The sequence below is a fragment of the Rhizobium sp. SG570 genome, from assembly GCF_012275345.1.
In the GTDB taxonomy this organism is placed as follows: domain Bacteria; phylum Pseudomonadota; class Alphaproteobacteria; order Rhizobiales; family Rhizobiaceae; genus Rhizobium; species Rhizobium lusitanum.
This window is the reverse complement of record NZ_JAAZQI010000009.1, coordinates 213,900-236,162: the sequence shown is the minus strand read 5'-3', so window position 1 is coordinate 236,162 and position 22,263 is coordinate 213,900. Positions and strand designations below refer to the sequence as shown.

At 60.1% G+C, this 22,263-nt stretch carries 26 protein-coding genes; 12 read left to right on the top strand and 14 right to left on the bottom strand.

The features are described from left to right. Positions 1 to 2: 2 nt before the first annotated feature. Together FHT28_RS19660 and FHT28_RS19655 are read right to left on the bottom strand one after the other, a co-directional pair. Positions 3 to 845, bottom strand: a complete 843-nt coding sequence (locus tag FHT28_RS19660; protein ID WP_168597093.1) for a metallophosphoesterase — start codon at positions 843 to 845, stop codon at positions 3 to 5. A 120-nt stretch (positions 846 to 965) separates the two neighbouring features. Beyond that, positions 966 to 1,568, bottom strand: coding sequence for a superoxide dismutase (locus FHT28_RS19655; protein WP_034508020.1), 603 nt, complete (start codon positions 1,566 to 1,568; stop codon positions 966 to 968). A 387-nt stretch (positions 1,569 to 1,955) separates the two neighbouring features. On the opposite strand from FHT28_RS19655, the gene FHT28_RS19650 reads away from it, so the two are divergent. The 3 genes from FHT28_RS19650 (at position 1,956) to FHT28_RS19640 (ending at position 3,367) form a co-directional block, all read left to right on the top strand. Further along, the gene (locus tag FHT28_RS19650; RefSeq protein ID WP_037193682.1) at positions 1,956 to 2,162 is read left to right on the top strand and encodes a cold shock domain-containing protein; all 207 of its coding nucleotides are present in this window, start codon (positions 1,956 to 1,958) and stop codon (positions 2,160 to 2,162) included. Positions 2,163 to 2,358: 196 nt separating this feature from the next. Next, the gene (locus tag FHT28_RS19645) at positions 2,359 to 2,574 is read left to right on the top strand and encodes a hypothetical protein (RefSeq protein WP_113119229.1); all 216 of its coding nucleotides are present in this window, start codon (positions 2,359 to 2,361) and stop codon (positions 2,572 to 2,574) included. 142 nt (positions 2,575 to 2,716) lie between these two features. Then, a complete protein-coding gene (locus FHT28_RS19640; RefSeq protein ID WP_168597092.1) occupies positions 2,717 to 3,367 on the top strand; it encodes an aspartate/glutamate racemase family protein in 651 nt (216 codons plus the stop codon). 60 nt (positions 3,368 to 3,427) lie between these two features. Here the strand turns inward: FHT28_RS19640 and FHT28_RS19635 are convergent, their stop codons facing one another. Further along, positions 3,428 to 3,772 carry a nuclear transport factor 2 family protein gene (locus FHT28_RS19635; protein WP_113119230.1) on the bottom strand — a complete coding sequence of 115 codons (345 nt, stop codon included), beginning with the start codon at positions 3,770 to 3,772 and terminating at the stop codon, positions 3,428 to 3,430. A gap of 184 nt (positions 3,773 to 3,956) precedes the next feature. Here FHT28_RS19635 and FHT28_RS19630 point away from each other — a divergent pair, with 184 nt between their 5' ends. From FHT28_RS19630 to FHT28_RS19620, 3 genes are all read left to right on the top strand, one after another. Next, entirely contained in the window at positions 3,957 to 4,772 is an 816-nt protein-coding gene (locus tag FHT28_RS19630) for a helix-turn-helix domain-containing protein (RefSeq protein WP_168597127.1), read from the top strand. Between the two features lie 108 nt (positions 4,773 to 4,880). Beyond that, positions 4,881 to 5,564 (top strand): YbhB/YbcL family Raf kinase inhibitor-like protein, encoded by a 684-nt coding sequence (locus FHT28_RS19625; RefSeq protein ID WP_168597091.1) that lies wholly within the window; start codon positions 4,881 to 4,883, stop codon positions 5,562 to 5,564. Then, a complete protein-coding gene (locus tag FHT28_RS19620) occupies positions 5,561 to 6,790 on the top strand; it encodes an MFS transporter (protein WP_037193674.1) in 1,230 nt (409 codons plus the stop codon). The genes FHT28_RS19625 and FHT28_RS19620 overlap by 4 nt, the downstream gene beginning before the upstream one ends. Positions 6,791 to 6,795: 5 nt before the next feature. Here FHT28_RS19620 and FHT28_RS19615 read toward each other — a convergent pair whose 3' ends face one another. The 3 genes from FHT28_RS19615 to FHT28_RS19610 form a co-directional block, all read right to left on the bottom strand. Then, positions 6,796 to 7,047: a DUF1488 domain-containing protein gene (locus FHT28_RS19615; RefSeq protein ID WP_037193671.1), complete on the bottom strand. Its 252-nt coding sequence runs from the start codon at positions 7,045 to 7,047 to the stop codon at positions 6,796 to 6,798. A gap of 69 nt (positions 7,048 to 7,116) precedes the next feature. After that, positions 7,117 to 7,239, bottom strand: coding sequence for a hypothetical protein (locus tag FHT28_RS36685; RefSeq protein ID WP_271024474.1), 123 nt, complete (start codon positions 7,237 to 7,239; stop codon positions 7,117 to 7,119). Between the two features lie 227 nt (positions 7,240 to 7,466). Next, positions 7,467 to 8,354: a branched-chain amino acid aminotransferase gene (locus tag FHT28_RS19610; RefSeq protein WP_037193669.1), complete on the bottom strand. Its 888-nt coding sequence runs from the start codon at positions 8,352 to 8,354 to the stop codon at positions 7,467 to 7,469. A gap of 207 nt (positions 8,355 to 8,561) precedes the next feature. On the opposite strand from FHT28_RS19610, the gene FHT28_RS19605 reads away from it, so the two are divergent. The 4 genes from FHT28_RS19605 (at position 8,562) to zwf (ending at position 13,975) form a co-directional block, all read left to right on the top strand. Next, on the top strand, positions 8,562 to 9,602 hold the full coding sequence (locus FHT28_RS19605; protein ID WP_168597090.1) for a zinc-dependent alcohol dehydrogenase family protein: 1,041 nt from the start codon (positions 8,562 to 8,564) through the stop codon (positions 9,600 to 9,602). 335 nt (positions 9,603 to 9,937) lie between these two features. Continuing rightward, positions 9,938 to 11,497 (top strand): TerC family protein, encoded by a 1,560-nt coding sequence (locus FHT28_RS19600; protein WP_168597089.1) that lies wholly within the window; start codon positions 9,938 to 9,940, stop codon positions 11,495 to 11,497. 15 nt (positions 11,498 to 11,512) lie between these two features. Beyond that, entirely contained in the window at positions 11,513 to 12,283 is a 771-nt protein-coding gene (tam, locus tag FHT28_RS19595) for a trans-aconitate 2-methyltransferase (protein ID WP_047559658.1), read from the top strand. Between the two features lie 171 nt (positions 12,284 to 12,454). Continuing rightward, a complete protein-coding gene (zwf, locus tag FHT28_RS19590; protein WP_168597088.1) occupies positions 12,455 to 13,975 on the top strand; it encodes a glucose-6-phosphate dehydrogenase in 1,521 nt (506 codons plus the stop codon). A 51-nt stretch (positions 13,976 to 14,026) separates the two neighbouring features. Here zwf and FHT28_RS19585 read toward each other — a convergent pair whose 3' ends face one another. From FHT28_RS19585 to FHT28_RS19575, 3 genes are all read right to left on the bottom strand, one after another. Further along, positions 14,027 to 14,350 carry a hypothetical protein gene (locus FHT28_RS19585; RefSeq protein ID WP_168597087.1) on the bottom strand — a complete coding sequence of 108 codons (324 nt, stop codon included), beginning with the start codon at positions 14,348 to 14,350 and terminating at the stop codon, positions 14,027 to 14,029. A gap of 200 nt (positions 14,351 to 14,550) precedes the next feature. Then, on the bottom strand, positions 14,551 to 15,906 hold the full coding sequence (locus FHT28_RS19580) for a metallophosphoesterase (protein WP_168597086.1): 1,356 nt from the start codon (positions 15,904 to 15,906) through the stop codon (positions 14,551 to 14,553). Between the two features lie 160 nt (positions 15,907 to 16,066). Further along, a complete protein-coding gene (locus FHT28_RS19575) occupies positions 16,067 to 16,462 on the bottom strand; it encodes a hypothetical protein (protein ID WP_037193654.1) in 396 nt (131 codons plus the stop codon). 219 nt (positions 16,463 to 16,681) lie between these two features. On the opposite strand from FHT28_RS19575, the gene FHT28_RS19570 reads away from it, so the two are divergent. Next, entirely contained in the window at positions 16,682 to 18,196 is a 1,515-nt protein-coding gene (locus FHT28_RS19570; RefSeq protein WP_168597085.1) for a helicase HerA-like C-terminal domain-containing protein, read from the top strand. Between the two features lie 124 nt (positions 18,197 to 18,320). Here the strand turns inward: FHT28_RS19570 and FHT28_RS19565 are convergent, their stop codons facing one another. Continuing rightward, on the bottom strand, positions 18,321 to 19,097 hold the full coding sequence (locus FHT28_RS19565) for a VOC family protein (RefSeq protein ID WP_037193650.1): 777 nt from the start codon (positions 19,095 to 19,097) through the stop codon (positions 18,321 to 18,323). 219 nt (positions 19,098 to 19,316) lie between these two features. Continuing rightward, positions 19,317 to 20,039, bottom strand: a complete 723-nt coding sequence (locus tag FHT28_RS19560) for a thioredoxin family protein (RefSeq protein ID WP_168597084.1) — start codon at positions 20,037 to 20,039, stop codon at positions 19,317 to 19,319. Between the two features lie 71 nt (positions 20,040 to 20,110). Between FHT28_RS19560 and FHT28_RS19555 the strand changes: the two genes are divergently transcribed. After that, positions 20,111 to 20,557, top strand: a complete 447-nt coding sequence (locus FHT28_RS19555) for a MarR family transcriptional regulator (RefSeq protein WP_168597083.1) — start codon at positions 20,111 to 20,113, stop codon at positions 20,555 to 20,557. Between the two features lie 4 nt (positions 20,558 to 20,561). On the opposite strand, the gene FHT28_RS19550 is transcribed toward FHT28_RS19555, so the two are convergent. From FHT28_RS19550 to FHT28_RS19540, 3 genes are all read right to left on the bottom strand, one after another. Continuing rightward, positions 20,562 to 21,314: an RES family NAD+ phosphorylase gene (locus FHT28_RS19550; protein ID WP_168597082.1), complete on the bottom strand. Its 753-nt coding sequence runs from the start codon at positions 21,312 to 21,314 to the stop codon at positions 20,562 to 20,564. Then, complete coding sequence (locus tag FHT28_RS19545) at positions 21,274 to 21,657, bottom strand: MbcA/ParS/Xre antitoxin family protein (protein ID WP_113119239.1); 384 nt, start codon at positions 21,655 to 21,657, stop codon at positions 21,274 to 21,276. The genes FHT28_RS19550 and FHT28_RS19545 overlap by 41 nt, the downstream gene beginning before the upstream one ends. Positions 21,658 to 21,786: 129 nt before the next feature. Next, positions 21,787 to 22,209, bottom strand: a complete 423-nt coding sequence (locus FHT28_RS19540; RefSeq protein WP_092572891.1) for an organic hydroperoxide resistance protein — start codon at positions 22,207 to 22,209, stop codon at positions 21,787 to 21,789. Positions 22,210 to 22,263 lie beyond the last annotated feature (54 nt).

Sequence of the window (22,263 nt, the reverse complement as noted above, 5' to 3'; positions counted from 1 at the left end):
CGTCAGCTCAACGCCAACCTTCTGCTTGTCTCCCGACCGAACCCGACAACATCAAGCCGGTCCTCATAGACCGAGACGATCGCATAGGCGTTGCTGTCTTCGGTATCGACCATGCCTTTGAAATTGACGAAGTAAGTACCGCCGACGACGCCGAAATTGCCGGCGTGATTGTGGCCGTTGAGATAGGCGACGACATGATCGTGTTCTGCAAGCAGCGCCAGCATACGGTCGCTGTCGAGCGCGTTATGCGAATCGTCCGGGAAAATCGGGTAGTGGTTCATGACGATGACTTTCTCGCCCGCCGTCTTCGCTGCCCGCAGTTTGGCCGCTAGCCAGGCATATTGGGTACTGCCGATGGCGGCATTCCAGCGTTGGCCGTTCGACGCCCCCGAAGTCTCCAGCGCCTTCATCAGCGCCTTCGCCTCATCCCGGCGCGGATCGCCCTCCGGCGGCGCAAAGACACTGATCTCGTTGCCGTCGAGCGCGATGAAGCGATAGCCCGCATGGCCGAAATCGTAATAGGCCGACGGCATGCCGACGCGCTGGTGAACGGCTTGCAGATGCTCGGGCGCTACAGCGAAATCGTGATTGCCGAGCAGGAAATGCTTTGGGTGGCGCAAGGTCTCATAGACAGGCAGAATGGCCTCGAAGCTCTTCCATTCGCGGTCGATGATGTCGCCGAGGGTCACGACAAAGGCGAGTTCGTGCCGATTGAATTCTTCTATCGCCTCGCGAAGTTTGACAAGGCTGTTCGCGGGATAGCGATTGAGGGTCAGGTTGGGCTCCAGATCGGCATATTGCGGATCTGCGACGACACCGAAGCGGAAGAGCGGTGTGGACGACATGCAGCCTCCTTGGGCCGGCAAAGCGGTACGCGGACAACATCATTATTGACGATCGGCGGATAAGAAAACACCCGGCGCCAAGGTGACGCCGGGTGTGAAAGCCAGCCGATACGGCGAAGCTTATTTCGTTGCGGCTTCGTAGCGCTCCAGGACGTAGTCCCAGTTGATCAGGCTGTCGATGAAGGCTTCGAGATACTTCGGGCGCAGGTTGCGGTAGTCGATGTAGTAGGAGTGTTCCCATACGTCGACGCCGAGGATCGGGTTGGCGCCATGAACGAGCGGGTTTTCGCCGTTCGGGGTCTTGGAGATTTCGAGCTTGCCGTTCTTGACGGAAACCCATGCCCAGCCCGAACCGAACTGCGTGGCGCCGGCAGCAGCGAAATCGGCCTTGAACTTGTCGTAGCCGCCGAGATCGGAAGCGAAGGCTGCTTCGAGCTTGCCCGGCAGCTTGTTGCCGCCGCCGCCCTTCTTCATCCACTTCCAGAAATGGATATGGTTGTAGTGCTGGGCAGCATTGTTGAAGAGGCCGGCATTGGTGCCGAACGACTTCTTCACGATCTCTTCGAGCGAGAGATCGGAAAGGCCTGCTTCAGCGGCGAGCTTGTTGCCGTTGTCGACATAGGCCTTGTGGTGCTTGTCGTGGTGATACTCGAGGGTCTCGCGCGACATAAACGGCGAAAGCGCTTCGTAATCATAGGGAAGTTCAGGCAATTCGAAAGCCATGGTCATATCTCCTCTTGGCAAAAAATTGCGTCGGCAGGTGATCGGGAACATAGGAGGGGATGCTTGGAAGGGCAACCGGCGACATGCCAAAAAAGTCGCGGGCCGGAGGAAAATTTACCCGCCATCAGTCGGATACCATTTGCGCCGATCAAGCCAGCATGGACGTGGTATCGCCATCTAAATGCAGCAAAGACGGTCTATTCGCGCTTTCAGCCAAGACTGGTCTTATTTAAGCCTTAATCATCTTGTAGTTGCAAAGGATCGTTTTGGGTGGCTTGGCTCTTCGCGGCGTCAGAGTTCTCGACCCGCCGATCTCCTCAACCGTATGGTCTGGATATGGACGGCACAGCTGCCGTCATTTGACCATGCCAGGCCCGGGGAGACAGCATGTTCAATGGTATCGTCAAGAATTTCGACCTGGAAAAGGGCTACGGCTTCATTCAGCCGACCGACGGAAGCGTCGCTATTTTCGTTAACGCGAAAACAGTGGTGAAATCCGGGCTGGAAACACTCAAAAAAGGTCAGAAGCTGATCTTCGAAATCGAGCAGGACGGCATGGGCCGCAGCTCTGTTTCCAAGCTCAGATTGGCATGATTTGAACGGAATGCGGCGCTGACCACGGATGTACTGGCAGCCCGCGATCACTCCGTCGACAATCAGGCCACGATGTTCGGCAAGCGGCATCTCCGCCGTCTTGCCGGACATGCATTTCCCGATAGACGACATTCGCGCCAGAGCGCCATGATAACAAGGCCATGCAACAGAGGTGGCCGGAAAGAAGAAGTGTACCGTGCCCATCCACCGTTTCCCCATCGGCCAGATCGTTCGACTCAAGAGCCGGAAAGGTCTTTCCCCGAAAGCGGCGGACATTTACCGGATCACGGCTTTTCTTCCGGCGAGGGACAATTCCCCGCAATACCGGATGCGCAATGACGACGTCGCCCAGGAACGTGTGACGCAGGAAGTCGATATCGAACCGATCACGCCCGTTGCGGACGCCGAATAGCGCACGCTGCGACGTCAGGCTGCTCTCAGGTTGAAGCAGCGCGGCCACGATCTGCGACATGACACGCGTCGACAACGAGATCGCCAGAGGCTAGCCTCGGCGAATCCCGACAGTGTCGAGTGGCCTCAGCGAGACAAATTCCGTGAAAATAGCCTGCCTGCACACAGCCGACAGCAATATCCCGATCTATGAGGATGCAGCAAGGCAGCTTGGCCTTCCGGCTGGCGCCCTTCATCATCATGTCCGCGCCGACCTCCTCTTGACTGCCGAACGGCTGGGAGGACTGACGAGCGATATCGTGATGGAGACGGCTGATGTCCTGCAGTGCCTTGCGCGGGATGCGGATGCTGTCGTCCTCAATTGCTCCACTCTCGGCCCGGCGGCATCGGAAGCCGCCGCAAACGCAGCGGTTCCGATCGTCAGAGCCGATGGCGTGCTTGCGGAAGAGGCCGTCAAAGCGGGTGGCAAGGTGATCGCGCTCTGCACCGTCGAAACGACCATCGGCCCGACCACCCGACTGTTCGAGGCGGCGGCCGAAGCGACAGGTGCTGCGATCGAGGTTCGATTGATCCCCGGCGCATGGGCATTGTTTCGGGCGGGCGATCAGCCGGCCTATCTGGCATCCATCGCCAAGGCGGTGGAGGCGGCCCATGGCGACGGCCCCGTCACGGTGGTTTTCGCGCAGGCCTCCATGACCGACGCCGCGCAATTGCTCCCTGAAAATTGCGCCCACCCCATGAGTGGTCCGACGACCGCTCTGGCGGCAGCCTTGTCGAAGATCACTGCCGTCTGAAGCGGCTATTTTTACGCAATTCCGGATGGAAATCCGCTTCGCACCTTTCCTGGAATTGCGTCAGACGTCCCGCCCGAAATAGACATTCACCTCGGCGATCCTGTCGCCGGCGAAACGGATCAGTTCGACATTGCGAAAACTGTTGCCGTCCATCTTCTCGGCACGATAGCTGACGATCACGTCGTCGCCATCGGGCACCAGATGCTCGATGTGAATGTCACGAAACACCTTCTCTTTCGGCCAGCAATGCTCGAAATACCGTTGCCGGTCGATGTGATCGTCGCGCGGGCTGGAAAAGGTGAAATCAGGGGCCAGCATCGGAGCGACGGTATCGGGATGCTGCGCCACATAGGCGGTAAACAGGCGCCGCACCGTATCGCAGCGGACAGTTTCAAGAGAACTCATGATGCGTCTCCTCTCCAAGGCAGGCGACCAACCCCAAATTTGTTGAGTTAGCCGCAAACTGATTGCAAAACGCAATCGGTTATAACATATGCCAACCGAACCGACAAGGCACTTTGCGGCCTTGGCATCGTCACCCGTGTGGTCCAAACTTGACGACGCCCCTCATCTGCAGAAAGCCATCGTCGTGTCCGAGGCCCACAATTACATACTGGAAAAGTTGCGCCGCCTGGCGGCCAAGGACAATCGTCCCGCCGCGATGCCGGTCGGCGCAAACAGCTACTCCACACTCTTCACCTTCGTCACGCGCGAACGCGAGCGCATTGCCGGCTCGGCCTTTTCCCAGCTCTCGATTGTTGCCATCCTCGAAGGCTCCAAGGAAATTCTGAGCATGGGACGGCATCGGCGCTTTGCCGCCGGCACGGTGATCGTGCTGCCCGCGGGCTGGAGCGGCGATGTCGTCAACGATCCCGATCCGCAGAGCGGCATCTATCGGGCGATCTTCATCACCTTTCCCGACCAACTCGCGCGCCGCGCCACCAAAGCCTTCCCGCCCGCCCGCGTCGCCTCGCAGATCGATCTGCCGCTGGATTCGCTGCTGGCCGCCGCCGTCCATCACGCCGGCGAAGGTATCGCCGCCGGCGGCCTGCCGACCGCCCTGATCGAGCATCGCCTCCTGGAAGTGCTCATGGTACTCGGCATGCGCGGCGCGCTGCCGGGCTCGCCGGAAACGACCGCAGATGCCGTACGCGCTCTGGTGCGCTGGCAGCCGGATCGTCCCTGGACCGCCGATCTTATCGCCACCGAACTCGGCACGAGCAATGCAACACTGCGCCGCCGCCTGTCGCGGGAGGGTGCGTCGCTGCGCGACGTGCTGGCGAGCGAGCGTATTGCCTTGGCCACGACGCTGCTTGTCGAAGACGGACTGTCGCTGCGCGAGGCGGCCCTCGCAACAGGCTATCGTTCCCCTCGCCGCTTCGCGGGCCGCCTGCGCAGCGCGTGAGCGTTTTTGGCCGCATATTGAGCGTTTGCGTGCGCCAGTGCTCAGGGTGGATTTGCTAGACCCTGCCCTCGAAAGCTCGCATGGAACGAAACGCGAAAGGGCAACATCATGAAAAGCAGTCTCACCCTCATCACCGCCATTGTCGTCGCGGCGGCCGTCACGCCGGCCCTATCGGCCGATCTCAAGGTGACGATCGAAAAGAGCAACGGCCGGATGCTGTCGCCGGAGAATGCCTCCTGCATTTCGACACCGAACGACAAATCGGCGCCCGGTCCGAACAAGAGCCTTCCCCTGTCATGGGCGAAGGGGCCGAAAGGCACGCGCTCCTATGCCGTGACCATGGTCGATCCGGATGTGCCGACCGACTTCTCTCTGTTCAACAAGGACGACAAGGCCATCCCGAAAGACTTCAAGCGGATGGAGTTCGTCCATTGGGTCCTTGCCGATATTCCCGCCTCCCGCACGACGCTTGCCGAAGGCGCCGATGGCGGTGGCCCCTCGGCGAGCGGCCTGCCGCTCGAGCGCACGGACCACGGGCGGCGCGGCCAGAACGGCGCCGGCGGCGGCAACTTGAAGGATGGGCCGCATGGGGGGTATATGGGCGCATGCCCGCCCTGGAACGACGAGCGCGTGCACAGCTATCATGTCACCGTCTACGCGCTGGATGTCGACCGACTGAACCTTCCCGACCTGTTCACCCGCGCCGACCTGCTCGCCGCCGCGAAGGGTCATATCCTTGCGTCAGGCAGTCGGGAATTGTTTTACACATTGAATGCGAAGGCCAGGAAATGACCGAGACGAGATGGGAAGCAGCGGCACCTGCTGAGCCGGAAACCGCTCATTGGATGCGGAACCTGATCATCTGCCTCGTAGGCTCCTTCACGACCATCGTGGCGATGACGCTACTGCTTCCCTTCCTGCCGATCTATGTCGAGGAGCTCGGCGTTACCGACAAGGCGGCGATCGTGCAATGGTCTGGGATCGCCTATGGCGCCACGTTCTTCGCCGCCGCCTTCGTCGCGCCGCTCTGGGGGCGGCTCGGCGACATCTACGGCCGCAAGCTGATGCTGGTGCGCGCCAGCCTCGGCATGACGGTCGCGATCTCGCTGATGGGCATGGCGGGCAATGTCTGGCAGTTGGTAGCATTGCGCCTGTTCACCGGCCTTGCCGGCGGCTACGCCTCCGGCTCCATGGTGCTGGTGGCGACGCAGACGCCGAAGCATCGCTCGGCCTGGGCGCTGGGCACGCTGTCCGCCGGCATCATGGCAGGCAACCTCGTGGGACCGTTGATCGGCGGCGCGTTGCCGCCGCTGATCGGCATCCGCGGTACGTTCCTGCTCGCCGGCGGCATCATCTTCTTCACCTTCCTGGCGACGACCTTCCTCATAAAGGAGGAGAAATCGGCGGCGCGGAAGAAGGCGGCGAAAGCCAGCGGCGGCTGGGCCTCCATCCCCGACAAACGCCCCGTCATCGCCATGCTGTCGATCGGCCTGCTGCTGATGCTGGCCAACATGTCGATCGAGCCGATCATAACAATCTATGTCGCGCAGTTCGTGGCCGATACGAATGTGACAATGGTATCCGGCGTTGTCATGGCCGCGGCGGCCCTGGGCAGCATCCTGTCAGCCTCATGGCTCGGCAAGCTCGCTGACCGCATCGGCCATTGGACCGTGATCATGGCAGCCCTGGCGGTCGCAGCATTGCTGCTGATCCCGCAGGCTTTCGTGACCTCGGCCTGGCAATTGATCGCGCTGCGTTTCCTGATGGGCGTGGCACTTGGTGGGCTCCTGCCCTGCATCACCGCCGTTATCCGCCACAATGTGCCGGATGCAGCCACCGGCAGCATCCTCGGCCTCTCCATCTCCTCACAATACGTCGGTCAGGTGGTAGGTCCCGTCATGGGCGGTTTCGTCGGCGGCCATATCGGCATGCGCGCCGTGTTCCTCGGAACCTGCGTGCTGCTGGCGATCGGGGCAATTTACTGCTGGTGGGTCAGCCCTAGGAAAGAGACCGAGTAATCCCGTCAGCGAAAATCATTCGCCGTCAGGATATAGAGGCGCCGCCGGGCATAGCCATAGGCTTTCGTTGCGACCTTCTGGATCGCGTCGCGACCGGCATCGAAGGCGGCTAGATAGCCGGCCTCGGTGCTGGCACCCGGGAAGACATCCGCCTCGACGAGAAACGGAACCTCGAACATGCCGTCATGGCCCGTGAAACGGATGCGCCGTGCCGAGGCATCGTAACTGCGGCTGCGGTTGGGAAAGCTCAGGCTCATCGTCGACTACCTCTTAATAATATGGACCCGTCCGCCTTCATGGGCCGACGGCTTCGATCGCTTCCGATATCACCAGGTCAATCCGAACAGCGTCGAATAGATGATGAATGCAATCGCCAACACGACACAGAGCTGAAGAAAAACCCTGTAATAGTCGAAGAGATAGACAGACGCAGGAAGAGAAATTTTCATGGCGGCCTCCTTAGTGGTTATGCCGACCAAGTTCACTTTACCACAATAGCAATCGCCGCGGGATTAATTCTCAATATTTCTTATGTCGTAATTTATTCTTTTGCGCCTTGGCGCCTATGTTTGTTCCGATCCGAAAGCGCATCGACTATTGCTGACGAATGATCCGGCGGAAAGCGGCCTCCGCCGAACTCTGCGCTTCACCGAGGCTTAGTGCTTCGCCGTCGCCCTCATTCTTCGCTGGTGCGGCGTCCGTGTGCCCAATGCATGTAGAGCTCCAGAGCCTTGCGGGCGACTGGCCCCTGCTGGAATTCGCGGTCGTCCAGGCGATTGACGGAAACGACCTTGGAATAGTTGCCCGTCGTGAAGATCTCATCGGCGTCCGTGAACTGTTCGACAGACAGGGTCTCCTCGCGCACGTCGAAACCCTCCTGGCGCAGCAGGCCGATGACGCGGGCGCGGGTGATGCCGGCAAGGAAGGTGCGGTTGGCGACCGGTGTATAGATAACGCCGTGCTTGACCATGAACACGTTGGATGAGGCGGTCTCGGCGACATTGCCGTTCATGTCGCGGACGAGCGCGTTGTCGAAGCCGCGCTTCCTCGCTTCCAGGATCATGCGGCCGCTGTTCGGATAGAGCGAGCCCGCCTTGGCGTCGGTCATCGCCGTTTCCGGCGACGGACGACGGAAGGGCGAGACGGTCAGCGTGATACCACCAGTGCCGCCGAGCGGCGCCTCGAACAGGCAGAGTGCGAAACGGGTCGATTCCGCATCGACGGCGACGACGCTGCCTGCAGAGCCATGCTCGCCCCAATACATCGGCTTGATGTAGAGCGGCGTCTTGCCATCGAATTTCTTGATGCCTTCCCAGGCAAGCGCCTCGATTTCCTCTGATGTCTTGATCGGCTTCAGCCCCATGGCCACAGCCGAGCGGTTGATGCGCTGGCAGTGAAGATCGAGATCGGGGGCGATGCCGTCGAACCAGCGTGCGCCATCGAACACGGTCGAGGCAAGCCACATGGCATGCGAGGTCGGCCCGATCAGCGGCGGATTGCCGGTAAGCCATTCTCCTTCGACATGGGTCCATGTGGTGGTGCGGGGCGATGTATCGACGGCCATGGTGGTTTCCTCTCTAACGTGGCGAAAAGCAAATAACCGCACAATCCCAGGGTCAAGCAGAAACTGCGCGACAAAATCCATTTGCAACAAAGCGCCTGATACCGCATTCATAGCGCAATTTTCATGCGCCGAAACAACAGCTTGACGAATAGGTTCATCAGGAAAAATGATGGCCTGCAACGACCGTTAGGAAAAGCGAGAATTCCGATGAAAGCGATGTATTACGAGGCCTTCGAGGTGATGCCCGAGATCCGCACCCTGGCCGACCCGACGCCGGGCGAGGATGGCGTTGTCATCGCGGTCGGCGCGAGCGGGCTTTGCCGCAGCGACTGGCATGGCTGGATGGGCCATGACCCAGATATCAGGCTCCCTCACGTGCCCGGGCATGAGCTTGCGGGAAAGGTCGTGGCGACCGGTCGCGGCGTCGTCCGTTTCAAGGTCGGCGATCGCGTCACCGTTCCCTTCGTATCAGGCTGCGGCCATTGCGCCGAATGCCATTCCGGCAACCAGCAGGTCTGCCCCAACCAGTTCCAGCCCGGCTTCACTCATTGGGGTTCCTTTGCCGAATATGTCGCGATCGACTATGCCGACACGAACCTCGTTCACCTGCCCGAGACGATAGATGATGCGACGGCGGCGAGCCTCGGCTGCCGTTTCGCCACCTCGTTCCGCGCCGTCGCCGATCAGGCGAAAACCCGCCCCGGCGAGTGGATCGCCGTACATGGCTGCGGCGGCGTCGGTCTCTCCGCGATCATGATCGCCAGCGCGCTCGGAGCGAATGCCGTCGCCATCGACATTTCGGACGAGAAGCTGGCTTTCGCCCGTGAGTGCGGTGCTGTCGCGACGATCAATGCGGCAAGCGTCGCCGATGTCGCGGAAGCGGTGCGCGAGATCACCAAGGGCGGAGCGCATGTGTCGATCGATGCGCTTGGCCACCCCGCAACCTGCTTCAACTCCATCAAGAACCTGCGCCGGCGCGGCCGGCATGTTCAGGTCGGCCTGATGCTCGGCGAGCATGCAACGCCGCAGATCCCCATGGCGCAAGTCATCGGCCATGAGCTGGAAATCTACGGCAGCCACGGCATGCAGGCCTGGCGCTACGATGCCATGCTCGACATGCTGGCGGCCGGCAAGATTGCGCCGCAAAAGCTGATCGGCCGCAGGATCAGTCTGGAGGAGGCCGTTCCGGCGTTGACGATGCTGGACAAGGCCGAGGGCACGGGGATCAGCGTCATCACGCGATTTTGAATCTCACTCCGAGCGCAAGACGGCCCGCCGTCGACCTTTCAGAGTGGTCGAAACCATGGGCAAAAAAGCATTTTTGAAAAAATGTCATGCAACTCAGGTAGATTGATCTGCCCCGCGCCCTTGCGCAAATGCGATTTCGTGTCCAGATAGCAGGCCATGCCCGATAGCGAGCCTTATAGTTCTTGTCCCAGGAAAGCCGACCCGCTTGGTCTATGCGATCCGGATAGCGACGGCTGTACCAGCCGCGCTTTGGGATTGGCGCGCGGCATATCATCCGAAAAACTGAAGGAAAGAATTGGCAGGCCTATCATGGCCGGCGCCAAGCTTAGGAATTAATGATCTTCGACTGGCTATCCGACCCATCCGCCTGGATCGGGCTTGCTACCCTGATCGTTCTCGAGATTGTTCTCGGCATCGACAATCTCGTTTTCATCGCCATCCTTGCCGACAAGCTGCCGCCGCACCAACGCGATGCCGCGCGCATGATCGGACTGGCGCTGGCTCTCATCATACGCTTGGCGCTGCTCGCCTCCATCGCCTGGGTGGTGACGCTGACGGCACCTCTGATCTCCGTCTGGGGCTTCGGCCTGTCCGGTCGCGACATCATCCTGATCGTCGGCGGCCTGTTCCTGCTGTTCAAGGGCACGATGGAACTGCACGAGCGGCTGGAAGGGCAAGAGGCCCAGGGGGAAAAGAAGATCGTTCATGCCGTCTTCTGGCAGGTGATCGTCCAGATCGTCGTACTCGATGCCATCTTCTCGCTCGACAGTGTCATCACCGCAGTTGGTATGGTGCAAGAGCTCTCGGTGATGATGGTTGCGGTGATCATTGCCGTCGGGGTCATGCTGTTCCTGTCGAAGCCGCTGATGGCCTTCGTCTCGAAACATCCGACCGTCGTCATCCTCTGCCTTGGCTTCCTGATGATGATCGGCTTTTCGCTTGTTGTCGAAGGCTTCGGCTTCCATGTGCCGAAGGGATATCTTTATGCGGCAATCGGCTTCTCGATCGTCATCGAGGCCCTGAACCAGCTCGCCCGGCGCAACAAGGAACGGCTGATCACGCCGACCAACATTCGCAACCGCACCGCCGACGCCGTTCTTGGCCTGCTCGGCGCACAACGGCCGCAGGGCGCTCTCGGCGAAACGAGCGAGCGGACAGCCGAAAAGCTGGTGACCGAGGAAGTGTTCTCGACGGAGGAAAAGGACATGATCCACGGCGTGCTGACGCTCGCGGATCGCTCGGCCCGCTCGATCATGACACCGCGCACGGATATCGTCTGCCTCGACCTCGACAAGCCGCGCGAGGAGCAGCAACGCCGCGTCATCGAGATCGGCCATTCGCGCTTTCCGGTCATCCGCGGCAGCTTCGACAATTTCGTCGGCATCGCCAGCGCGCGCGACGTCATGCGCGATCTGCTGCAGGACGGCGAGATCGATATTAAGCGCTCCATCCGTCAGCCGCTTGCCGTGCATGAAAGCATCAATGTGCTGAAGTTGATGGAGCGGCTGCGCCAGTCCAACCAGGCGATGGCGCTTGTTCTCGACGAATATGGCGAAATCGAAGGACTGGTGACGACTACCGACCTCTTCGAAGCGATCGCCGGCGAATTCCCCGATGAGGACAATGAGCCGCTGACCATCGACAAGGGCGAGGACGGATCGTTGACCGTCGACGGCTGGATCGACATTCGCCATCTGTCGAAGCTTGTCGGCACCGACCTCATCGACGAGGCGGATCGCTATTCGACGCTTGCCGGCTTCATTCTATGGGGCCTTGGCCATTTGCCGCATGAGGGCGAACGCTTCAACTCTGGCCGACTCGCCTTCGAAGTGGTCAAACTCAATGGCCGAAATATCGACAAGGTCCGGATTCAACCGATGGAATATGCAATCTAGGTAGAGGATACGCTCATGGCATGGTCTGCTGGCCAATATGTGAAATTCGAGGATGAACGCACGCGTCCGGCGCGCGATCTTCTGGCGCAGGTGCCGCTGGAGCGCATCGAACGAGCGATCGATCTCGGCTGCGGCCCCGCCAATTCGACAGAATTGATCGTCGAGCGCTATGGCGCCGCCGGTGTCTCCGGTCTCGACAGCGATGAGAATATGCTGGAAGCGGCGCGCAAGCGCATGCCCGGCACGACTTTCGTCAAGGCCGATCTTGCCACATGGCGCCCTGAAGAGCCCGTCGACCTGCTCTTTGCCAACGCCGTCTTTCAGTGGCTGCCCGATCATCTTGAGATTTTCGATCACCTGATGGATGGGCTGAAGCGCGGCGGCGTACTGGCTATCCAGATGCCCGATAATCTGACCGAGCCCAACCATCTGATGATGGAGGAAACCGCGAAGAACGGCCCCTGGAGCGACGCTTTCGCGAAAAAAAGCGTGCGCCGCAATCCCCTTCCCACACCCTCGGCCTACTATAACAGGCTGATCGGCAAGTCGGCACGCGTCGATATCTGGCACACCAACTATAATCACGCGCTGGAGAATGCTGCTGCCATCGTCGAATGGGTCAAAGGCACAGGCCTGCGTCCCTATCTCGATCACGCTGGCGCCGAGCATCGGGACGCTTTCGCGGCCGAGTATCTGAAACGCATCGAAAAGGCCTATCCGCCGCTCGTGGACGGCAAGGTGCTGTTGCGCTTCCCGCGGCTCTTCCTGGTCGCCGTGAAGAAGTAGGCGACACCCCATCCCAAAAGTCGGGCTGACAGCGGTCTGTCGATCCCATCGACAACCGGCGTTGGCCCGCGCTAGAACACGAGCAGCCAAAGCTGAAACAGCAATAGCTCCGAGGAGATAGTCGATGTCGTCCAGAAGCCCCTTGTATGGCCGCCAGAAGGAGATGCGCTCATGACCAGCCCCGACGTTGCACCGGCCCCGCCGCTGACATTCGTAATCTTCGGCGCGACCGGCGATCTTACCCGGCGCCTTCTTATTCCGACACTGATCAACATGACCTACAACGGGCTTGTGGGCGAAGATCTGCATGTTCTCGGCATCGGCATCGAACCCGGCAACGTCGAAATGCTGCTGGAGCGCCTGGATGCATTCTTGAAAACATCAGGCGACATCGAGGATCAGGAGCGAAAAGCGGCGTGGCAAAGCCTGCGCAAGCGCATCAGCTACATCTCCGGCGACTTCACCCAGAATGCTGTCTACAAGAGTATCGCGGATTATCTTTCGCATGCGCCGAGCGCCAATGCGGCTTTCTATTTCGCCGTGCCGCCGAGTTTCTTCGGTGATATCGCCGAAAAGCTTTCGGAAAACGGCCTAACCGACGAAACGACCGGCGCATTCCGGCGCATCGCGATCGAAAAGCCTTTCGGCCACGATCTTGCCTCGGCCCAGGCGCTGAATGCGCGACTCCTCAATCATGCCGAAGAAAGCCAAATCTATCGCATCGACCACTTCCTCGGCAAGGAAACCGTCCAGAACATCATGACGACGCGTTTTGCGAACATGATGATCGAGGCGCTCTGGAACAACAATTACATTGATCACGTCCAGATCACGGCAGCGGAACTGGTGGATGTTGGCCTTCGGGGCAAGTTTTACGATGCGACCGGCGCCTTGCGCGACATGGTGCCGAACCATCTCTTCCAGCTCCTGGCGATGGTGGCCATGGAGCCGCCAAACAGCTTCGACGCAGAATCGATCCGCAACGAAAAAGCTAAAGTTCTGAAAGCTCTGCGCCATTATTCGCGTGAGGAAGCAACCCAGAACGGTGTGCGCGGCGCCTATACGGCCGGCCCGCTCGCCGGCAGGGATCTGCCCGCCTATACTCAGACCGCCGATATTGCGCCTGACAGCGATACGGAAACCTTCGTGGCACTGAAGCTCCTGGTCGACACTTGGCGCTGGGCCGGCGTGCCCTTTTACCTGCGCACCGGCAAGGCGATGAAGACGCGCGATACTGAGGTGGTCATCACCTTCCGGCAGGTGCCCTTCGCACAATTCCCCCGCCACGATTCGCGCCCTCAGCTGCCGCCGAACAGGCTCATCATCCAGGTGCAGCCCGATGAGGGGCTGGACATGGAAATCTCGATCAAATCGCCGGGGCTTGTGCTGAAAACCGCGCCGATTTCGCTCGATTTCCGCTATGCCGATCGTTTCGATATCGGCAAGCAGACGGGCTATGAAAGCCTGTTCTACGAGCTTTTCGTCGGCGACCAGACCCTGTTCCAGCGCGCCGACGGCATCGAGGCCGGCTGGGCAGCCGTGCAGCCATTCCTCGATCTCTGGGCCGAGGGCGGCAAGCCCGATCCTTACGCGCCCGGCAGCATGGGGCCGGCCTGCGCCGACGAACTCATCGGACGCGACGGCCGCATCTGGCATCAGCCGGGCGATAAACCGGGCAGAAAGACGGTTTGAATGTGCACGGGCCGGTATCGATAGATGCCGGCCCTTATCGCAATGATTTTATTACTTTTTCGCTGTTGATTTTGAACAATTTACAGCGGCAATGGTATTGTTATCCGAATTCTGAACTGTCTCTCTAAGAACGGTGCAGCCAGTAGCTGCTTCGATAGCTTTCACATTCCCCGCATAGATGGTCGGATCTATAACGATCAGCGACGCGCCACTCGGGCGATTTAGGCTAGCTTGCCAGGAGTTCTTGCTTGAAAGCGGCCTGACCGAATATTCTATGCCGTCAACGATTGCGACCTTAGCATTTGGAAAAAAACTTGATACACCTTGGCAACCAGCCAGTCCAACGAGCGCAATGACTGTTAAAAACCGCTTCATATTTACCCCTCTGCCCCCCAAAAGATTTGCTCTCAACTACAATGCACGCGCAATAGTTGCAAGCTTGCTTCCGGCAACGGACGGAATATATCTTTTATATCCCGCAATAAGGGTGTCAAAAAAATTTAGGCTCTCTTGGATAGAATACCCGCATCCCCGGCGACGGCATTTTCAATTTCAACCGATCCGAGGCTTGGCAATCATACCGCCGCCGTAATCTGAACCTGCAGGCCATCCCCTATGAAGGGGCGATCCACCGGACCGCCCTGACCATGTCCCACGCTCCATTGCGCCGGCCAGACCATATGCTCGAGGCCGGTTGCGGAGGCTCCGTGGAATGAATTCCATCGGTGATCCTCGTGCTTACGATAGAGCATGCCGCCCGGTCCCATGCCGGCATGCAAGGCGATGTCGATATCGAAAGGCTGGCCGGGGATCAGATCGGGTCCGAACCAATAATGAGGGCTGCGGCCGGGCTTGCGGCCGAGAATCAGGGTCAAGGTCTGATGCGGGCCGCGCAGGCCGAGCCAAAGCGGCGCGATGATTTGAGGATCGAAGGCGGAGAAGAGCGTTTGCGCCGGTGCATGCGGCCCATCTGCCATGAACCCCGTAATCCGCAGTTCGACGACATGGTTCGGCCCTTTGGAGCCGCCGAAGCCTGCCGCATGCGATCCCGGCGACAGATTCTGCCAATTCTCGGCCGGCTTGAAAGGCCATTGCAGTTTCTCGCGAACCACGCCATCGGTGTCCAGCACCTGATAGCGAAACCCGTCCGCATCCAGCGCGGCCTGGATGCAATGCAGATATTCCACCTCCTCCGGCATCCGATGCGCAGTACCTGCCCCTGCCGTGCAGAGCTGCAGGACGCCACGATGAACCTGAACGTCGAAGGCGAGCATATGGCTGCAGACATAGGCAAGCACATCGGCTTCCACGAGAATATCCCAGAATCGCCCGGCATATTCGGGACCGATTTCGCGTTGGTATGCACCGGAAAAGCCGTTGACCGGGAAGACCGGATGATGGCCGAGGACGATCTTGTGCCTGACATCGGCATGCTCCCTCAGCGTCGCCTCCAGCCATTCCGTCTCGACATGCCCCTCGCCGCCAAGACCTGTCCATAGCGTATGGACGAAAACAAGCAGAAGATCGCCGCGGCGGACCCAATAGGACAGTCCCTCCTGCCCCGGCGGCCCGTTTTCCGGCAGCTGAAGCACCTCGCGGAACACCCGCTCGCTCATCTCGTCATAGGTCGTGTGGTTGCCGGTGGTGTGCCAGAGCGGCGTCGCCTGCCGGTCGAGCCATGCCATTTCATGATCGAGCCAATGCCGCCATTGCGCCCGCAGCGCTTCCGGATCGGCCGTCAGCCCGATGATCTCGTCACCCGGAAACAGAATGAATTCCGGCGGCGGATCGAGCCGGCGCAAGACGGCGTTGACGGCAGCGAAGGTGCCTTCATGCAGGGCACCCGGAACGCCGGAGCAGGAATCGCCGTATAGCACGAAACGATGCCCCGGCCCTCCCGGCAAAAGGGAGGGAATAGCGCTGACGGACATGAGGCGACCTCCCCAAAAGCCACGGCCCTCGCCTCACAAGGGATGGCGAAGGCCGGAAGACATGAAGATTAGACCATCGCTCGCTGGCGGCGCCTGCAAAAATCGACGCGCGCCGGTGGCTGCCGGCCTCTCCGAGCTTTCCGGAAAGGCCTTACCTATCTCAGAGGAACTGATGCAGGCCAGGAACGGAGTTGACGACCTGGTCGACCACTTCGTCGCCGGCATGCTGGCGGGCGGTTGCGATCGTTTCCTTGGCGAGCGAGGTGATCTCGCCCATGCTGAGACCGCTGCTCATCAATTGCTGGCCGAGCGCCATGAGGCCGCCACCGCCGCCAACGGCGCTAAGGAGGCCGCCGAGCAGGCCGCCGCCCGATGTTTCCTCGCCATTGTATTGCGCAACGAGATCAGACGCGCCGGGGATCGATTCGATCATCTTGGTGACGGGGCCATCCGGAGCCTCGCGTTGCAGAAAGCCAAGGATCATGCCAACGGCCTTCTCTGCGAGATCAGGAGCAATGCCGGCTTTGGTCGCGATCTGATCAATAACTTCGTTCACTTTGGCCTCCTGCCTTTTTACGACGTTAACGTCAACGTAACTGAACGGGCCAACCGACACAAGCCGCGCCGGACCTCGTTATACTACCAGAAACATAACCGTGACGCGAATGGTTGTCCCCGTTCAAGTCAGTTCTTATAACAGTGTCAGGACAAATCGATGAACGGTTCTGGCAACCTTTAAGCGTTGCTGTGCCGCCGCCCAAAGGGAGACGACACCATGCCGCAGCAGGATGGACAGATTTTCGTCGGCGCCAGCCGCAATCCGGACGAAAGCATCAACAAGGACGAATTCCTGACGCTGAAATTCGGCAACCGCCACGGCCTCGTCACCGGTGCGACAGGCACAGGCAAGACGGTGACGCTGCAGGTGCTGGCGGAAGGATTTTCCAAGGCCGGCGTGCCTGTGTTTTGCGCTGACATCAAGGGCGACCTCTCCGGCATCGCCGTCAAGGGCGAGGCCAAGGACTTCCTGCTGAAGCGAGCCGAGGAAATCGGCCTGTCCCCTTATGAATTCGATCAGTTCCCTGTCATCTTCTGGGACATCTACGGCGAAAAGGGCCACCGCGTGCGCACGACCATCGCCGAGATGGGGCCACTGCTGCTCGCGCGCCTGATGGACGCTTCGGAGGCGCAGGAGGGCGTGCTCAACATCGCCTTCAAGATCGCCGATGAAAACGGTCTGGCGCTGCTCGATCTCAAGGACTTCCAGGCGCTGCTGAACTATATGGGCGAAAACGCCAGCGAGCTTTCCAGCAAATACGGCCTGATCTCGAAATCGTCAGTCGGCTCGCTCCAGCGATCGCTTCTGGTGCTGGAGCAGCAGGGTGCTGAAAACTTCTTCGGCGAACCGGCGCTGAAAATTTCCGACATCATGCGCGTCAGCAACGACGGCTACGGGCAGGTCTCGGTGCTGGCCGCCGACAAGCTGATGATGAACCCCCGCCTCTATGCCACCTTCCTGCTCTGGCTGCTGTCGGAACTCTTCGAGGAACTGCCTGAGGTCGGCGATCCGGAAAAGCCGAAGCTCGTCTTCTTCTTCGATGAGGCGCATCTGCTCTTCAACGACGCGCCGAAGGTGCTCATCGAGCGTGTCGAGCAGGTCGTGCGCCTGATCCGCTCCAAGGGCGTCGGCGTCTATTTCGTGACGCAGAATCCGCTCGATGTGCCAGAAACGGTGCTGGCGCAGCTCGGCAACCGTGTGCAGCATGCGCTGCGTGCCTATTCGCCGCGCGAGCAGAAAGCCGTGCAGACCGCAGCCTCGACATTCCGGCCCAATCCCGCCTTCGACTGCACTGAAGTCATCACCACACTCGGCACCGGCGAAGCGCTCGTTTCGATGCTCGAGGGCAAGGGCGCGCCGTCGATCGTCGAGCGCACGCTGATCCGCCCGCCGTCAGGCCGTATCGGGCCCGTCAGCGATGCGGAACGTCGGGCCGTCATCAACGCCAGCCCGGTCGCAGGCTTGTACGACCAGACGATCGATCGCGAATCCGCCTATGAAATCCTGACCGAACGCGCGCGCAAGGCAGCCGCGCCGCAGAGCGATAATGCTGGCGATGGCTGGACGCTCCCCGGCTTTGGCGGAGACAGCAACAAGACATCAAGCCGCGGCCGCTCCGGCTATCAGCGCGAGACGATCATGGAAGCGGCCTTGAAGAGCGTGGCGCGCACGGTCGCCACGCAGGTCGGCCGCGCGCTGGTCCGGGGGATTCTGGGAAGCTTGAAGCGGTAGAAGGGTACCCTCCCCTTGAGGAGGTCGCGGCAAAGCCGCGGGTGGGGGTGACATGCCGCAAACTTGGAGATCACCCCACCCCGGCCCTTTGGGCCGACCCTCCCCCTCAAGGGGAGGGTAGAGATCACCGTATCGGCGCGACCAGGGAGAAAAACGCTCCCTGCGGGTCGGTGGCTTGGACGATCCAGCTACCGCCGGGAACCTCCATCGGGCCGTTGACGATCGCGCCGCCGCCCTCGCTGATACGCGTGATCGCCGCATCGATCGCCGGCACGTTGATGTAGAAATTCCAGGCCGGCACCGGCATTTCCGCGGGCTTGGTCATGATACCGCCGAAGTCCCGATCGCCGATCTTGAAGATCTTGTACGTGCCCATCGGGCCCATATCGAAGTCGGAACTCGATTCCCAGCCGAACATCTCGCAATAGAAATCGAAGGCCTTCTGGCCGTCGCCGGCATAGAGTTCATGCCAGCCGATATAGCCGGCAGCAGCGGGCTCCGACGGACCCCAATCCTGCCCGGGTAGTGGCGTGAAGATGCAGAAGGCGGCTCCATAGGGATCGGCCACCACAGCAAACCGGCCGATGCCCGGAATATCCGTCGGCTCGCGATAGACCTTGCCGCCCTTCGCGACGATGGTCTTGGCTGCCTCGTCGACGTTAGGCACGCCGATATAGCCGGTCCAGCAGGGGGGCGTCCCCATGGCCTTCGCCTCTTCAGGCAGCACCATCAATCCGGCGACGGGACCCGCACCGGCGCTAAACAGTGTGTAGGCCATGCCGACATCCGGCATGCCGGCGTCCTCTGCGTCCCAGCCGACAACCTTACGATAGAAAGCCTCTGCCGCTGCCATGTCGGTGGTCATCAACTCGTACCAGACAAAATAACCCTTCTCAGCCATCGAATCTCTCCCTATTCGTTTGTGGCATTCGTCCAGCTCAATTTGAGCCGGTTGTCAGCGCGAGCCATCATCGCCGATGAAAGTGACGGCCGAACGATAATCGATCAATCGACCTGTTTGTTTCGCTGCAAGCAAACGCTACGTCTTACCTAAATACAAAACACAATATTTCGACCCCTGCTCCCACGGAATCAACAAATATCACAGTCCTGTAGCGTCTCAATGGCAGGAATGCGCCTTGGCGGTATCCTCATATTCATCATGACGACGAACGAAATTCATCGTGCTGCTTTCGTTGCGCCCCTTGGGTGCGCGATCAAGGATCATCAGCGTGCCGATCAACTCTTCCGGGCCGCGGGCATAGCTTGAATAGGTATGGAAAATATTACCAACCTCGTCCTTGTAGAAAGCGCTGAGACCAGGCAGCTCGTCATTGCCTTCAGCCGAATCCATGGGCGTGAAATTGTAGAAGACCGTCTCGCCGGCAAGCTGCTCCTTCGAGAAGGAGACATGATAATCGAAGTTGAAGTCGTTGGCGAAGGACGATACCCAGGGGAAGTTCCAGCCCATCCGTTTTTTGTAGGCCTCCACCTTGTCGATCGGGGCACGGGAAACGACGACCAATGTGACGTCATGATGGTTGAGATGCACAAGCGTTCCATCGAGATGATCCGCGAGGAAAGAGCAGCCAGGGCATCCAGCCTCCCAATCCGGACCGAGCATGAAGTGATAGACGATCAACTGGCTGCGGCCATCGAAGAGATCGGCAAGCGATTTCCTGCCGGTCGGCGTATCGAAAACATAGTCTTTCTCGACCTTCACCCAGGGCAAGGCCATGCGCTCCGCATTGACGCGATCGCGCAAATGCGTTGCCTCCTTCTCGCTGGCAAGCAATTGACGGCGGGCCTCCAGCCATACGTCTCGGGAAACGACCTGGTTCATTGTCAGCGCCCTCCTCCGGCGTTTTCCAGTCCAAATCTTGACAAATATATTGATATCAATATTAATGAATCATGTCAAACGCGATCGAAATTCCCTTTGAAACTACCCTGTTGGTGCGTGACACCTGCCTTTGCCTGCATGTCCAGCGTGCGGCGCGAGCTCTGGCGCGACGTTTCGACGAGGCGCTGAGGCCGCTCGGGCTCACCAACGGGCAGTTTTCCCTGATGATGTCCTTGAACAGGCCGGAGCCCGCGCCCATGGGTCCTGTCGCGACACTGCTTGCAATAGATCAGACGACGTTGACGGCAGCCTTAAAGCCGCTGGAGCGGCGCGGATGGGTGAATATCATGCCCAATCCCAAGGATCGCCGCGCCCGCCTGCTCAGCCTCACACCATCAGGCAGGGCGATGCTCGCCGCCGCCGTGCCGATCTGGAAGACAACGCATGCGGCCTTGGAAGAGCGTCTGCCCGATGGCAATGGCGACCGGTTGCGGAGTGACCTGGCGGCGTTGCTCTGAGCCGCTATCCCGCCAGGCGGGGATCGCTGCCAAAATCCTTCCGTTCGAAGCCGATACGGCGCCTGGGGAATTCACAAAGCGCCTGAACACCGGCTCGCGACAGCCTGATGCGCCAGGTCTGTCGTTCCACAGGTTCGCGCGCCGCGAAGGCCCTGGCAGTTAGAAGCGCCATGTTTCTGCCGCCTTGCGGATCCCGGACCGAGCGATAGAGGATCGCCTCGATGCCCCCTGCCCGCGCTGCCACGGCAAGCGATTGACATGCCTCGTAATTGACCGGATCGGTCCATTGCCGCTGGTCGCGATCCAACGGCGGCCTTGTCAGATCGATCGCCTCCTTCGTCGCGATCGCCGCGGCAAAGGCAGTATATTCCGCAGCATTGGTGGGCAGTGGGGTATCCGGGGAATCGCGGAAGAAGAGCAGCCGATAGAAGCTCATTTCCGCTAGGGACGTCTCCACCTGTTCGGAGGCGTAGAAAACGCCGAGCGTGCGGCCGGCACGGCGGAAGCGGGAACCGTGCGGATAGATCGCGCCATAGCGAAAGGGCGTGGCGAGCAGATAGTCGAGCCCGGCACATTCCGGCGGCAGGACCGGCTTGCTTTCTTCCAGAAGATTTTCGAGGAGCGCCTGCTCTTCCAGCGTATCGACCAGTTTCAGCGTCGAGACCTGATGCTGCGATTCCACCAGCCGCCAATAACGGCCGGAAATTGCCCCCGCCTCAGATGAGAGCGCGGCGGGCGTCCAGATAGGCAAGGACATCGGTCAAACCAGAAATAGAGGTGATCTTATCTTGCGGCGCGGCGCCAAGGGCGAGATTGCCGTTGCGCAGCCATTGGCGCGCCACCATCTCATCGCCGCCCACAATGGCATCGAGCGAGCGAAAGAGACGAACGAAAAGCACGGCAAGTTCGAATGGCTTGCTGTCACGCTCCAGAAGGTGATCCTGCCGTTTCATGCGCGAGACGGTCGCCTCGGAAACGCCGATCACCGCAGCCAATATGCGCGCATTCAATCCCAGCCGCTCGGCGGCATTGACAACGGCCTTGGTGATGACGGCAGCCTCACCAGGCGCCGAATGACCTGCTATTTGAGCTTTTGCCATCGCCTTATCCTTTCCTGAGAAAATATATAGCATCTTTCTTGCAAAAGAAAAGGAGCGGCAAGCAAAAAGCTCACCGCTCCCAATTTTGATTTGTCCGCCTCTCACGCGGCCGCGTGGGAGGATTTCGTTTTAGGCGACCGTGACCGGCACTTCGGTCGACGTGCGCAGGGCGTGGCTATAAGGGCAGACGATGTGGGCGGCGGCGGCGAGCTTCTCAGCCTCGGCCTTGTCCATGCCGGGAATGTGGACGGACAGAGACACCTCGATGCCGAAGCCGCCGCCGTCCTCGCGCGGGCCGATGCCGACAGTCGCGGTCACCTTGGCGTCTTCCGGAATCTTGACCTTCTGCTGGCCTGCCACAAATTTCAAAGCGCCGAGGAAGCAGGCAGAATAGCCAGCCGCAAAGAGCTGCTCGGGATTGGTGCCGGTAGCGCCATCGCCGCCGAGTTCCTTCGGCACAGTCAGAGTGACGTCGAGGACGCCGTTTTCGGAAACAGCGCGGCCAGCGCGGCCACCGGTGGCGGAAGCTTTGGTGGTGTAGAGAATAGGCATGTCATCTCTCCTTCGGGTTGGATGTCGATTTTATATATCACGATTTAATCGTGC

Coding starts and splice junctions, on each gene's coding strand:
- FHT28_RS19660 (WP_168597093.1), bottom strand. CDS start 845: ATGTCGTCCACACCGCTCTTCCGCTTCGGTGTCGTCGCAGATCCGCAA.
- FHT28_RS19655 (WP_034508020.1), bottom strand. CDS start 1,568: ATGGCTTTCGAATTGCCTGAACTTCCCTATGATTACGAAGCGCTTTCG.
- FHT28_RS19650 (WP_037193682.1), top strand. CDS start 1,956: ATGTTCAATGGTATCGTCAAGAATTTCGACCTGGAAAAGGGCTACGGC.
- FHT28_RS19635 (WP_113119230.1), bottom strand. CDS start 3,772: ATGAGTTCTCTTGAAACTGTCCGCTGCGATACGGTGCGGCGCCTGTTT.
- FHT28_RS19625 (WP_168597091.1), top strand. CDS start 4,881: ATGAAAAGCAGTCTCACCCTCATCACCGCCATTGTCGTCGCGGCGGCC.
- FHT28_RS19620 (WP_037193674.1), top strand. CDS start 5,561: ATGACCGAGACGAGATGGGAAGCAGCGGCACCTGCTGAGCCGGAAACC.
- FHT28_RS19615 (WP_037193671.1), bottom strand. CDS start 7,047: ATGAGCCTGAGCTTTCCCAACCGCAGCCGCAGTTACGATGCCTCGGCA.
- FHT28_RS36685 (WP_271024474.1), bottom strand. CDS start 7,239: ATGAAAATTTCTCTTCCTGCGTCTGTCTATCTCTTCGACTATTACAGG.
- FHT28_RS19610 (WP_037193669.1), bottom strand. CDS start 8,354: ATGGCCGTCGATACATCGCCCCGCACCACCACATGGACCCATGTCGAA.
- FHT28_RS19605 (WP_168597090.1), top strand. CDS start 8,562: ATGAAAGCGATGTATTACGAGGCCTTCGAGGTGATGCCCGAGATCCGC.
- FHT28_RS19600 (WP_168597089.1), top strand. CDS start 9,938: ATGATCTTCGACTGGCTATCCGACCCATCCGCCTGGATCGGGCTTGCT.
- tam (WP_047559658.1), top strand. CDS start 11,513: ATGGCATGGTCTGCTGGCCAATATGTGAAATTCGAGGATGAACGCACG.
- zwf (WP_168597088.1), top strand. CDS start 12,455: ATGACCAGCCCCGACGTTGCACCGGCCCCGCCGCTGACATTCGTAATC.
- FHT28_RS19585 (WP_168597087.1), bottom strand. CDS start 14,350: ATGAAGCGGTTTTTAACAGTCATTGCGCTCGTTGGACTGGCTGGTTGC.
- FHT28_RS19580 (WP_168597086.1), bottom strand. CDS start 15,906: ATGTCCGTCAGCGCTATTCCCTCCCTTTTGCCGGGAGGGCCGGGGCAT.
- FHT28_RS19570 (WP_168597085.1), top strand. CDS start 16,682: ATGCCGCAGCAGGATGGACAGATTTTCGTCGGCGCCAGCCGCAATCCG.
- FHT28_RS19565 (WP_037193650.1), bottom strand. CDS start 19,097: ATGGCTGAGAAGGGTTATTTTGTCTGGTACGAGTTGATGACCACCGAC.
- FHT28_RS19560 (WP_168597084.1), bottom strand. CDS start 20,039: ATGAACCAGGTCGTTTCCCGAGACGTATGGCTGGAGGCCCGCCGTCAA.
- FHT28_RS19555 (WP_168597083.1), top strand. CDS start 20,111: ATGTCAAACGCGATCGAAATTCCCTTTGAAACTACCCTGTTGGTGCGT.
- FHT28_RS19550 (WP_168597082.1), bottom strand. CDS start 21,314: ATGTCCTTGCCTATCTGGACGCCCGCCGCGCTCTCATCTGAGGCGGGG.
- FHT28_RS19545 (WP_113119239.1), bottom strand. CDS start 21,657: ATGGCAAAAGCTCAAATAGCAGGTCATTCGGCGCCTGGTGAGGCTGCC.
- FHT28_RS19540 (WP_092572891.1), bottom strand. CDS start 22,209: ATGCCTATTCTCTACACCACCAAAGCTTCCGCCACCGGTGGCCGCGCT.